This is a genomic window from Flavobacterium sp. (genome assembly GCF_036515215.1).
Classification (GTDB): Bacteria; Bacteroidota; Bacteroidia; order Flavobacteriales; family Flavobacteriaceae; genus Flavobacterium.
The window spans coordinates 39,142-51,742 of record NZ_DATBVQ010000045.1 but is presented as its reverse complement, the minus strand read 5'-3'; the positions used below and the strand labels follow the sequence as shown (position 1 = coordinate 51,742).

10 protein-coding genes are annotated in these 12,601 nt (G+C 37.2%); 5 read left to right on the top strand and 5 right to left on the bottom strand.

Annotation, left to right across the window (positions count from 1 at the left end; all coding sequences use genetic code 11):
* The 5 genes from VIH09_RS03515 to VIH09_RS03495 all read right to left on the bottom strand — a co-directional run.
* Positions 1-687, bottom strand: a 687-nt coding sequence (locus tag VIH09_RS03515; protein WP_331577938.1) for a CHRD domain-containing protein, incomplete at its 3' end; no start/stop codon positions are given.
* A gap of 858 nt (positions 688-1,545) precedes the next feature.
* A complete protein-coding gene (gene rlmH, locus VIH09_RS03510) occupies positions 1,546-2,019 on the bottom strand; it encodes a 23S rRNA (pseudouridine(1915)-N(3))-methyltransferase RlmH (RefSeq protein ID WP_331577936.1) in 474 nt (157 codons plus the stop codon).
* A gap of 4 nt (positions 2,020-2,023) precedes the next feature.
* Positions 2,024-3,442 (bottom strand): adenosine deaminase, encoded by a 1,419-nt coding sequence (locus VIH09_RS03505; RefSeq protein WP_331577934.1) that lies wholly within the window; start codon positions 3,440-3,442, stop codon positions 2,024-2,026.
* A gap of 213 nt (positions 3,443-3,655) precedes the next feature.
* Positions 3,656-5,614 (bottom strand): mechanosensitive ion channel family protein, encoded by a 1,959-nt coding sequence (locus tag VIH09_RS03500; protein WP_331577932.1) that lies wholly within the window; start codon positions 5,612-5,614, stop codon positions 3,656-3,658.
* Between the two features lie 40 nt (positions 5,615-5,654).
* Positions 5,655-6,917 (bottom strand): DUF2254 domain-containing protein, encoded by a 1,263-nt coding sequence (locus tag VIH09_RS03495; RefSeq protein WP_331577930.1) that lies wholly within the window; start codon positions 6,915-6,917, stop codon positions 5,655-5,657.
* Between the two features lie 226 nt (positions 6,918-7,143).
* Between VIH09_RS03495 and nadC the strand changes: the two genes are divergently transcribed.
* The 5 genes from nadC (at position 7,144) to priA (ending at position 12,592) form a co-directional block, all read left to right on the top strand.
* Positions 7,144-8,001, top strand: a complete 858-nt coding sequence (nadC, locus tag VIH09_RS03490; protein ID WP_331577928.1) for a carboxylating nicotinate-nucleotide diphosphorylase — start codon at positions 7,144-7,146, stop codon at positions 7,999-8,001.
* An 85-nt stretch (positions 8,002-8,086) separates the two neighbouring features.
* Positions 8,087-9,013, top strand: a complete 927-nt coding sequence (locus VIH09_RS03485; protein WP_331577926.1) for a YihY/virulence factor BrkB family protein — start codon at positions 8,087-8,089, stop codon at positions 9,011-9,013.
* A gap of 125 nt (positions 9,014-9,138) precedes the next feature.
* Complete coding sequence (locus tag VIH09_RS03480; RefSeq protein ID WP_331577924.1) at positions 9,139-9,576, top strand: DUF2147 domain-containing protein; 438 nt, start codon at positions 9,139-9,141, stop codon at positions 9,574-9,576.
* Between the two features lie 82 nt (positions 9,577-9,658).
* Positions 9,659-10,090, top strand: coding sequence for a DUF2147 domain-containing protein (locus tag VIH09_RS03475; RefSeq protein ID WP_331577923.1), 432 nt, complete (start codon positions 9,659-9,661; stop codon positions 10,088-10,090).
* 48 nt (positions 10,091-10,138) lie between these two features.
* The gene (priA, locus tag VIH09_RS03470) at positions 10,139-12,592 is read left to right on the top strand and encodes a replication restart helicase PriA (protein WP_331577922.1); all 2,454 of its coding nucleotides are present in this window, start codon (positions 10,139-10,141) and stop codon (positions 12,590-12,592) included.
* Positions 12,593-12,601 lie beyond the last annotated feature (9 nt).

Below are 12,601 nucleotides of genomic sequence, written 5' to 3'. Positions count from 1 at the left end.
TGTATAAGCTATTGGAGAGGTTAAGCTAGTAAGAGGGAATACAATTGGCCCGTTAACTCCTATAGCTCCTATATGAATATGTCCACCAGTGACAGAAACTACGTTGTGGTTTACTGTGATGGTGAATGCCTTTGTGGTGTTATTGAATATAAGTGTGGCAGTTCCAGTTGCTGTTGAAGTATTTGTTGGTACCTCACTTGCACCATTTAATGTAGCGTAAAAAGTTATTAAGTTTGGTGGCGGATTTGTGCTAAGTTGACCTCTTATCTCTCCTTCGGGAAATGCTGTACTGTGTAAATTTACGTAATAGCGGCCTTCTTTAAGATCTGCTTCCTGTGCAGTAGTTAATGCAGGACTTGTATAAGCTATTGGAGAGGTTAAGCTAGTAAGAGGGAATACAATTGGCCCGTTAACTCCTATAGCTCCTATATGAATATGTCCACCAGTGACAGAAACTACGTTGTGGTTTACTGTAATGGTGAATGCCTTTGTGGTGTTATTGAATATAAGTGTGGCAGTTCCAGTTGCCGTTGAAGTATTTGTTGGTACCTCATTTGCACCATTTAATGTAGCGTAAAAAGTTATTGTAGTTGGAGCTGGGGTTGGAGCAGGGTCATCATCATCATCGCAAGAAAGCAAACCTGATAAAATGATAAAAACAGCTAAAAATCGAATGGAACGTTTCATAATATAATATTTTAAAGGTTAAAAAATTGAAACTAATTCTATGAAAAAGTCATGTTATCTCGTAACGTTTTATATTTATTTAGGTTTAGGAGAAAACCTTGCTATTAGAAACTATAAAATTAAATTTTTAAAATTTTAAATTCACCAAATTTAAGTTAAAAGCCTGTTTTTCAACTCATTATGGTTTTGTTAAGAAGATTTACCTGTGTGAAAGCAGAAGAAATTCTACAAGATTATAGTAAATTATCAAGGAGAAACTGAATTAAGATATCTTTTGCTTTGATAAATATTTAGTTTTGGAATTTAAGTATTGTTGCTTAATAATCCCAATAACCTCCAACAAGTTGTCGTCTTATTTCTCCTCCGGGAAATGCTGTACTATGTAAGTTTACATAATAAAGATTAGAGCAAGAGCAGGAGCAGGGGTTGGATTGGGAGTTGAAGGATCATTATTACTATCACATGAGGTAAATAGAAATAGTAAAAATATTATTGCTGAAAATCTAATTACATGTTTCATAATAAAAAGGTTTTAAGTTTTAAAAACCAATTCAGATCAATAAAATATACCTTCCGGTATAACTATTTAACCGACGAAAATAAAATACAAGACAAACCACTGATTAACATATATATAGACGTAATATATGTTGAAAACATTATGGTGTAAAATTTTCATAAATTACTTTTCAAAAAAGGAAAAATGTAACGGTTGTGATTAATCTTCTGATATAGCACATGGCTGAAATTGTTGAAGGGCTTCCAAAACAAATATTGTCTATGGTAATTGTAAAATGAGGGTAAGTGAGTTTTTTTTTGAGTCTAAATTGATAGCAATTAAAACCTAATTAAAAAAGACTATTGATGGTGGTACGGTTCATTTTTCAAAATGGTGAAACCGCGATACAATTGTTCGATAAAAAATAGACGCACCATTTGGTGAGAAAAGGTCATCAGAGAAAGCGAAATTTTGCCTTGAGCTTTGGCATACACCGTATCCGAAAAACCGTAAGGGCCTCCAATGACAAATACTAAAGTCTTTACGCCCGAATTCATTTTCTTTTGCAATTCTTCAGAAAATCCCACACTGGAGAAATTTTTCCCGTTTTCGTCCAATAAAATAAGTTGGTCCGTCGGAGTGATTTTAGCCAATATCAATTCGCCTTCTTTTTCCTTTTGCTGGTTTTCAGATAAATTTTTCACATTTTTGATATCAGGAATGATGTCCAAATCGAATTTGATATAAAAGGACAAACGTTTGGTGTAATCGTCAATTAAAGATTGCAATGCTTTATTATCGGTTTTGCCGATAGCGATTAGTTTGATATTCATTCTTTTATTTTATTGGAAATTTAGATTCAAAAGTTTTGAATCGAAGTTCAAGATCTTTCAATAACTGTTTCTTAACTGATTCATCTTTTATAAAACTGTATTTGATGCTGTTGAATACGTATTGCTTGATGTTCGCGTATGAGACGTTTTGGTACCTTTTGGCCAATAACACATACTGCTCGGTCATATTGGTTCTTAATATGCCCGCATCATCAGTGCTGATTACGATGGGAACTCCAAATTCTTTGTACAGCAAAAAAGGATGGCGGTTTTCTTTTACCTTTAAAATGAACTCATTGCTCACTAAATTGATTTCGATGGCAATGTCGTTTTTCGCCATGTAGCGCAACAGCTCATACGGCTTTTCTTCGTAGGCAAGGTCCACCCCGTGGCCTATTCGGTGGGCTCCCGCCGTATAGACAGCTTCTCGGATATGCCAAGTAAGATCTTCGGGTTGCACCAGTCCTAATGTGAGTTCGCCCGCATGCATCGAGTATTTGACATTAGGATAACGGCTATGGCAATAGTCGAACATAACCATTTGTAGCCAATAGTCTTTCATCGAAGTTTCCCCGTCTTCAGGAGAAACGATATTTACACCCGCCATAAGTGGGCTGCTGTCAGCTGAAATGAAGGCGACTACCAAATTTTTGAACAAATCTACCGGCTCCATAAATCGCAACACAAAATTTTGGTACCGCATCGTAAAACGGGCATCGTCGATTTTATTTTCATTATGGAGTTTGGCAACAAAATTGGCGTTGAAATTTTCCGCACAGGACGGAGCACCTTTTTCAAGCAAATTCCCATAAATGGAATCCAGCAATTGTTTAATTCCATTTTCATCTTTGCTGAGGGCCAAAAGTCTCAATTTCCGGTTGTAATTAGTCAGCCCATCGAGATTGATATCACAAGGTATTGTCGATAATTGTGTTTCAATATAGCTTACATTTTCTTTGATGGCCCTGTTTTTCAATTCTAACAGACCTTCTCCAAAGTGACCAACTAATGCCGGACTAAACTTGTCAAAGGATTCGAAAAACAATTTGTCGGACGGATAATCAACATTGTTATAATCCTTAACGGACCATTTTTCCATTATTTTTTGCTTGTAACGCTCTAATTGTCCCTGACTTTTTAATGTTGAAAACAATTCCCAGTTTCCATTGGACGGTTTTTCCTTAAGTACCTGCATCGTCGTGGTATTCAGGTAAAAATCTTCCGTTATGGCATCTTCCAAAACAGGCTCCGCATAAATGGAACCGCTGTAATGGTGGTGTAAATCGCCCCCTTTAGGCATTTGCGAAAAAAATGCGGTTAGTTTCGCCTCGTTATTTCGGATTTGCTCAAAGTAGGTGTTTGCCGTTTGTGAGTAGCCAAAATTCAGTATAGCGGAAAAAAGGAAGACAAAATATATTTTCATAGGTTAGGTTTGGTGAGCAATAGCTATGTGTTTTTGTAAGGGCGTGGAACTGATTATCTGTTTAGTATAATTCTGTAACTTTCAACTCACTGTAAAAACGGTGGCAAAGATAATGGATTAAAAGATTAAAAAAAATTTAGCGCAAAAGTCGCTTATAAAACGTTGAATAACTAAGTCGCTATTTTAAGTCATTTGCCAATACATTTAGTTCGTTTATTGTTTATCCGGTCCGGAACTTTTGAAGTCCACATTAAAAGAGGGGGCCTTATAATCTTTGCCCAAGTACCTTGCAGGAATCGTCGAAGCGTTGCCGTCTCTGGCGGAACGGTAATGCGGCGACATGATTTCAATGCCTCTTTCATTGCATACATCCTGAATATTTTGGTGCAGCATTGAATAAATTACCGCCTGTTTATTGGATTCTTTTATGTAAGCGTTAATTTCATAGGATACATAAAAATCATCCAGACTGGTTTGCAATACAAATGGTTTTGGCTCCTGCAGAACTAAATCTGTTTTTGAGGCGGCATCAATCAAAGCCTGATGCATATCCTTCCAAGGAACATCGTAGCCAATGGTGACAGTAGAATGAATAATCAAACCTTTTTCAGGGGCGTCACTGCTGTAGTTTATGGTATGACTGCTCATCACCGTTGAGTTAGGAATGGAAATGATTTCGTTTTTAATGGTTCTGATTCTGGTCACCAATAACGATTTCTCGATCACGTCGCCTACCACGTCGCCAATTTTCACACGGTCGCCAATTTTGAACAGTCGCATGTAAGTTAGAATTAAACCGGCAATGATATTAGAAAGGGAGCCGGCTGAGCCAAAAGTAAAAAGAAAACCCAAAAAAACGGAAACCCCTTGAAATACTGGGGAATCGCTTCCCGGTAGATAAGGAAAGATCACCACTACCATAAATGCAAAAACAATCACCCGAATGATTTGGTATGTGGGGTTAGCCCAATCGGGATAAAAACCGGACAATTCCAAATTTCCTTTCTCTATTTCTTTTTTAAGGAAACGAATGCCTTTAAGCACGTAACGGAAAACGAAAATGATGACCAATATTGTGATCAGGTTAGGCAAATAATTCCAAAATCCAAGTAGAATTTTTTTTAAGGGATTTAAGATGTAACCAAAAAGAGTGTTGGCAAAACCTTTTGTCCAGGGAAAAATGCCAAACAGAATTGGTAGAGCGATATAAACTAATAATAGTATAAGTATCCATTTCAATACCGTATTTGCATTAAGTAACGCATTCACTTGTTGATTGGCATCGAACAAAGTGAAATTCCTAATTTTTATTCCGTGGATGCGTTTGCCTTCCTGATTTTTAATTTTGGTTGCCGTCCAAAAGAAAAAATTTCTTACATATTTAATTAAAGCACCCATTATGATCAAAACGAGCAACGTTAATCCAATTTCTTTTGCCAAGCTCGTTAAACTGGTTTCTTTCAAGTACCGGACCACCGCATCACCAATGAGTTTTTGATATTTTTTAGCCACTTCCGCTTTAGTGGAGTTGTTCCACAGGGCATCATTTTCCGAAATACTCATGATGATGGTTTCCCCATATACTAAATCGACCGTTGTTTCTGACTCCGTAATTTTTATGGAATCAGTTTTAAAACTATAATTTTCGGAGAGATTCTTTATTCGTTCACTGATTGCCTCGGCTCTCTCTTTTGCTGAAAAGCTTCCTAATTTGGTGTACACGGTAAACAAAGTATCGTTAAAAAATCCCGTTACGGGATATCCTTTAGCGGTGAGTCTCAATGAATCAATTTCTGCTTTTTTTTCAGCCAAACGTTTGGATTCCTTCTCATTCAAGGTTTGCAATTGCGTTTGCAGTTCCTCCTTTTTAAGATTGTCGGATTTTTTTAAAGACAAGATTTGCGATTCAAGTTCCGCCCTTTTGATTGAATCGCTAATCCGCTGTCTTTCTATTAGACTCAGCTTTTTATTGAATGATTGGATGAGGGAATTGTTAACAGAATCATTTTTTTTGGTGATGCTTTCCTGTTGTGCAAATGAGATACTCGAGAAAAGTAGCGCTAAAAGAAAGATAATAACCCTTTTTTTTCTAGCAAAAAGCGGTGGTCGATTACCAAAATCCGACATAAAACAGCTTCTTTTATTTTGAGAAGGATTGTATTTTTTTTTCATCTAAATATTCAGTTTAAGTGATTAAAACTGGCGTTTGATTTTATAATTCTTTTGTAAATAGACATTCTCTTTCTAATGCTATGATATCATTTTTGTATTTCATTTCCAGTTGTGCCCTTTCAAAGGCTTGACGTGAATGCAGCAAACAAGCTTTTTTCAATTCAAAATTAGCAATAGATGCAATGCTGTTGAATGCTTTTTGAAGACGGATCATGACCTCAATATTTCCCGCTCCGTCACGCGCAATAGGTCTAAAAGCATCCTCAAATAAATCAGGAATGCTTAGCGCAGGAACGGCTATTCGATTAAAAACATTTTTTTCCGAATTACTTATGCTAGTCGATTTATGCCATAATGAAAATATACGAACGTAGCTTCCGATGATTTGGATCGCCGTGCCGGGATCATTCACCGCTGGAGACAAAGCTCTGCTGGCAATTTCACTCAAAGTAATAAGTCCAAAACGGGGATCTTCGTCGAAATAGCGCATATCGCCAATGGTAAATGCTTTTTTGGTTTCTTTAAAATCTGGGATTTCCGAACCTGTATTTTTTAAAATTATGTAATATAACGGTTTGTCTAAAGTTGCAAAATTTCCCGGAACGGTATTTATCGTAATGACAGCATCAAGCGTTTCAGCAATTTTTTGCAGTTTAGACATATTTATTTGCTGCACATAGCCTGAATAATCACTGTAGACAGCTGATCCTTTTTCTTGATTGGGTTTTATCGCAATGCCGTTTAATGTGGGCGATTCTAGCCAGAATTCTATTGCATTGGCAGTTGTATCTTCCACTAATTTTATGGTGTGGCCCATTCGGCCAAGCTTTGAGATTCGTTCGACCCAACGCAAAAAAGTGATAATTACTAAAGCAAAAAAGAGCAAGGTGAAAAGAAAAAGGACAAAGTGACCCGCTTTTCCATAATAACCATTTTTTAATGCAACCATGGCAACAATGCTATAGATAAAGGACCCTATGAAAACAGAAAGTGCGTTTTGGGAAACATCATCGGCTATAATCAGTTTGAAAGAGCGCGGAGTAGCAGTATTGCTCGCTGCCGAAAAAGCCGATATCATTGAGCCTACCGCAAAAATTGAAATTACTAGCATGCTTCCCGAAATGGTACTTAACAATTGTTCCAGTGATTCTGTTTTAATCTGCGGAACTACCTCATACAAATTGCTATCGTCAGATATCTGGGCAAGTAATGCCCCAAAAACAGAAAGGACGCAAAAGATTAATGGTCTGAACCATAGTTTTTCTTTCAAGCGATTCAGAGCAAAAAGGATATTTTGTTTCATGAAATTATGGTTTGGCACTAAATTAATGTTTATTTCTTACAATTACTACAGGATTTTTTTAATATAATGCTTAAAGCAAAGTTTCAGCCCGTGAGTTTTTGCAGAAAGTAACCATGTAAATTTTTAAGCAAATGGAGGCAATCTTACAATCCGAAATGCTTATTAAACAAATTTTCCAAAAGACAAAAAAAAAGCTACTTTAGCATTATATAAATTTCTGATAAAAATGATTAGCGAAGCCCAGTTTCAAGATGAATTACAAATTCTAATATCTAACGCTATCCGCGAAGATGTTGGCGATGGAGATCACAGTTCTTTAGCGTGTATTCCGGTTTCGGCGCAAGGGAAGGCGAAACTGCTGGTCAAAGACGAAGGGATTATTGCCGGAGTGGAATTTGCCAAAATGATTTTTCATTTTGTGGATCCCCAACTTCAAATTGAAACTTTTATTAAAGACGGATCAGCAGTGAAGTATGGCGATGTTGTTTTTCATGTTGCTGGAAGTTCGCAGTCGATTTTGAAAGCGGAAAGGTTGGTGCTGAATTCCATGCAACGCATGTCAGCTATTGCCACAAAAACCAGCAGTTATGTCAAATTATTAGAAGGAACTAACACAAAAATATTGGATACCCGCAAAACGACTCCCGGGTTTCGTGTTGCCGAAAAATGGGCGGTCAAACTGGGCGGGGGTGAAAACCACCGTTTTGCACTGTACGATATGATTATGCTCAAAGACAACCACATAGATTTTGCCGGAGGAATTACTTTGGCCATTGCCAAAACTAAGGAGTATCTCAGGGAGCAGAATCGGGATCTGAAAATCATCGTTGAAGCCAGAGGTATTGACGAAGTCAAAGAAATTATTATCTGTGAAGGGGTTTATAGGATCCTTTTGGATAATTTTGATTATGAGACTACTAGGGAAGCGGTCGCTTTAATAGGCGATAAATGTTTAACCGAATCGTCAGGCAACATCAATGAAGATACGATACGAAAATACGCCGAATGTGGCGTCAATTATATTTCTTCGGGAGCATTGACGCATTCCATTTATAATATGGATTTAAGCCTGAAAGCAATTTAATTTATCTTACATTATCTTTGTGTTGGTTAGCGGCTACGGCTGTACAATTTCCGTACTGAAGATGCTTAATGAAAATGTGTAATCAATGTCAGCAGAGATAGAAGAGCGAATAGAAGAAATTCCAATATTGAGAGATTTGGCCCGTTACCTAAAAGGGGTAAAATTGAAATGGTTAGAAGGATTGTCTCTTTACGATTTACTGGAGTTATATATCATCGGTATTGCCGAAGGGGCTTTGTCAAATAGAGCTGGGTCTATTGCATTTAGTTTTTTCATGGCATTATTTCCCTTTGCGCTGTTCATTCTCAACCTCATTCCGTATATTCCAATTGAGGGTTTTCAGCAGGATTTTTTAAAATTTGTTTCTGAAGGAGTTCCGCCAAATACGTATTACGCCATCGAGAATATTGTAGATGACATTCTGCATAACAGTAATTCAGGTTTGCTGTCTTCTGGATTTTTATTGTCTATTTTATTGATGGCAAACGGACTAAATGCCATTTTAGGGGGATTTGAAACCTCGCGGCATGTTTTGGTAAAAAGAGGTTTTTTTCAACAGTATTTTGTGGCATTAGGAATGTCGATAATATTGAGTTTGTTGTTGATTTTAACCGTTGCTATTATTGTGGTATTTGAAATTTTCATTCAAAAATTCACAGTTCATAGTGTGCTAAATGAGCAAATCCCCTTAATTGTGGTAGGCCGCTATGTGTTTTTGCTGCTGATGATTCTTGTCACAACCTCGATACTTTTCAAATTTGGAACTAAACATGACAAAAGCAGGTCTTTTATATCTATCGGTTCCGTGTTTACGACAATTTTGACGATTATAATTTCCTATTTTTTTGGTATTTGGGTAATACGATTTTCCCAATACAATCAACTTTATGGTTCTATAGGGACGTTGCTGATAGTGATGTTTTACATTTGGATCAACTGCATGATTTTGCTTCTTGGTTTTGAGTTAAATACAGCCGTAAACCGCTTGAAAAAGCAAAAGAAATTGGCGTAAACTAAATGATTTCACTAATTTTATAGTAAGTTTGGTAAAAATTAGGAGCTATTTCCTGCTGTTCGCTATATCCACGCAAAAAAAGCGTGGGATGCCGCTACCATCAGGGCTAAAATATATGGATCATGAAAAAGATTGTTACTTTAACAGTATTATTCTTCTTTACGATTATTTATGCCCAGGGTCAGGCAGTTATTGGGAAATGGAAAACTATCGACGACGAAACGGGAAAGCCCAAATCAATCGTGGAAATTTACGAGGAATCCGGGAAAATCTATGGAAAAGTAGTCGAGATTCTGGACGAAGAGCATAAAAATAGCGTTTGCAGCGAATGTACAGGAGCGGATAAGGGCAAACCCATTTTGGGGATGATTGTCATAAAGGGACTTTCAAAAGTGGGTAATGAATATAGAAAAGGCAAAATATTGGATCCCAAAAACGGAAAGATGTACCAATGTTTCATAACCTTAGCGGGAGATAATAAACTAAAAGTTCGCGGATATATCGGTATTTCTTTATTAGGACGGACGCAATATTGGTATAGGGTTGATTTTTCAAAATAAGGTGTAACTAATGATTATCTGATTGTTTGGGAATGATGCGCTGAAATGGAGTAATTAAAAACATATTTTAATTTATAAAAAGATGAAGAAGAGTAATATATTAGGTCTGGTGTTATTTTTCATGGCGACTCTCTGTATGGAGAGTCAAAATGTTGTTGGAAAATGGAAAACTATAGATGATGAAACCGGCCAGGCTAAGTCAATTGTTGAGATTTACGAAAAATCGGGAAAAATTTATGGAAAGGTATTAGAAATTTTTGATGCTGCGCATAAGAAAGACTTGTGCCGTGACTGTTCCGGTGAAGATGCCAATAAACCAATTTTGGGGTTGACCATTATAAAAGGGCTTTCTAAGGATGGAGATGAATACAATTCCGGAGAGATCATGGATCCTAAAAATGGACGTCATTACAAATGCACAATCGTGTTGCAATCCAAAGACAAACTGAAAGTTCGCGGATATATAGGGTTTGCATTATTGGGCAGAACTCAATACTGGTATAGAGTTAAATGATTTTTTCTGCTCCCCAAAAACTAATTCTATTCACACAATATTCAAAGAATGCCTTTTTTTGCTGAAGTAATTTTACCGCTTTCTCTTGCCAAAACATTCACTTATAGGGTTTCGGAAACCGAATATAATTACATAAAAAAGGGAATGCGTGTCGCAGTGCCTTTTGGCAAAAGCAAAATTTATACGGCATTAGTTATTGATACCCATCAAAACCAACCCACATTATATGATGCCAAGGAAATTCATCAAATTCTTGATGAAAAACCTATTGTAACCGAAGTCCAGATTGCGCATTGGCAATGGATTGCGTCCTACTACATGTGCGCAATCGGTGATGTGTATCGCGGCGCTATGCCAAGCGCACTATTGCTGGAAAGTGAAACGACAATTACCCAAAAAACAGATGTTTTCGTTGATGAAAGTCTGCTTTCTGACGACGAATACTTGATTTATCAGGCATTGCAACAGCAATCTTCGTTAAAAATACAAGATATAATCGCTATTCTTAATAAGAAGAATATTTTTCCGGTCATTCAAAAACTGATAGACAAGAATGTGTTGGTTCTTCAGGAAGAAATGCAGGAAAGCTACAAACCCAAATTGATCCGATACATTCGATTGCATGCTAAATATGAATCGAATCAGGGATTAAGTGAATTGCTGGAAAAATTAAAAAGCGCCAACAAACAAAAGGAAATTGTACTGACATTTTTTCAATTGACCGCCTCTGAAAAGAAACCGGTCACCGTAAAAAAATTGGTAGAATCCGCCAATTCCACTTCGACAACCGTAAAAGCTTTAATCGAGAAAGAGATATTTGAAGATTATTTTATACAGGAAGACAGAGTGAATTTCTTTGGGAATTCTAAAGAGGAGCAATTGCAATTAAGCGAAGCGCAACAAAAAGCTTTTGATGGAATTAAGGCCAGCTTTATCCAGAAAGAAGTTTGTCTTTTGCATGGGGTGACATCAAGCGGTAAAACGGAGGTATACATCAAATTGATTGAGGAACAGCTCATCACTGGAAAGCAAGTGTTGTATTTGTTGCCTGAAATAGCGCTAACGACCCAATTAGTGGCAAGATTAAGTTCTTATTTCGGAAACAAAGTCGCCGTTTACCATTCGAAGTACAATAATAATGAACGTTTGGAAGTTTGGAAGCAAGTGTTGCAAAATTCTGAAAAGGCACAAATTGTAATAGGGGCAAGGTCAGCCTTGTTCTTGCCCTTTCATAACCTCGGACTTATAATTGTCGATGAAGAGCATGAGCAGACTTTCAAACAAGTTGATCCCGCACCACGGTATAATGCCCGAGACGCCTCTATAGTTTTGGCGAATTTCCATAAAGCAAAAGTTCTGCTGGGCTCTGCAACACCAAGTATTGAAACCTATTTTAACTCCAAATCAGGCAAGTATGGCCTTGTGGAAATTAGCGAGCGTTATGGAAAAGTGATGATGCCCGAAATCGAATTGGTAGATTTAAAAGACAAATATTTTCGAAAAAGGATGAAGGGGCATTTTAGCGATTCCTTGATTGAGGGAATAGCCAATGCCTTGTCCTTAGGGGAGCAGGTGATCTTGTTTCAGAATAGGAGAGGATACTCGCCTTTGTTGGAATGTATGACTTGCGGGCACGTTCCGCATTGCCAGCAATGCGATGTCAGTTTGACCTATCACAAACATAAAAATCAATTGCGCTGCCATTATTGTGGTTACTCGATTGCAAAACCTACGCATTGCCACAGCTGTTCCAGCGTCGATTTGACAACCAAAGGATTCGGTACAGAGCAAATCCAACAAGAATTGATGGAGCTTTTTCCTGAAAATAAGGTAGGCAGAATGGATCAGGATACCACCCGAGGTAAATTTGGGTTCGAAAAAATCATTGAAGGTTTTAAAAACAGGGAAGTTGACATTTTAGTGGGAACTCAAATGCTGGCCAAGGGACTTGATTTTGATAATGTAAGTTTGGTGGGAATAATGAATGCCGATAATATGCTGTATCATCCCGATTTTAGGGCTTTCGAAAGAAGCTTTCAGATGATGGTGCAAGTGTCGGGCCGCTCGGGCCGTTCTGAAAAGCAAGGAAAAGTGATTATCCAGACCTACAATCCAAATCACAATACGATACAGCATGTGACAAACAATGATTATCAGGGTATGTATAATGAACAATTATACGACAGACAGATTTATAAATACCCCCCTTATTTTAGAATCATAAAATTGACGCTTAAACAGCGCGATTTTAACAAATTAAAGGAAGGCGCGATGTGGTTGTATCAGGTGATGAGCCTGAATTTGAATATGCCTGTCCTTGGTCCTGAGGAGCCGGCCATAAGCAGAATTAGAAATGAATATATAAGAACCATCATTATTAAAATTCCGCAAAACGTTTCAGTGGCAAGCACAAAAAAAACTATTCAGAAAATGTTGAATAGTTTTGATTCAGTGGCTCAATATCGAGCTATAAAAGTTTCGGTAAATGTCGATTTTTATTAAAAGTAGTTT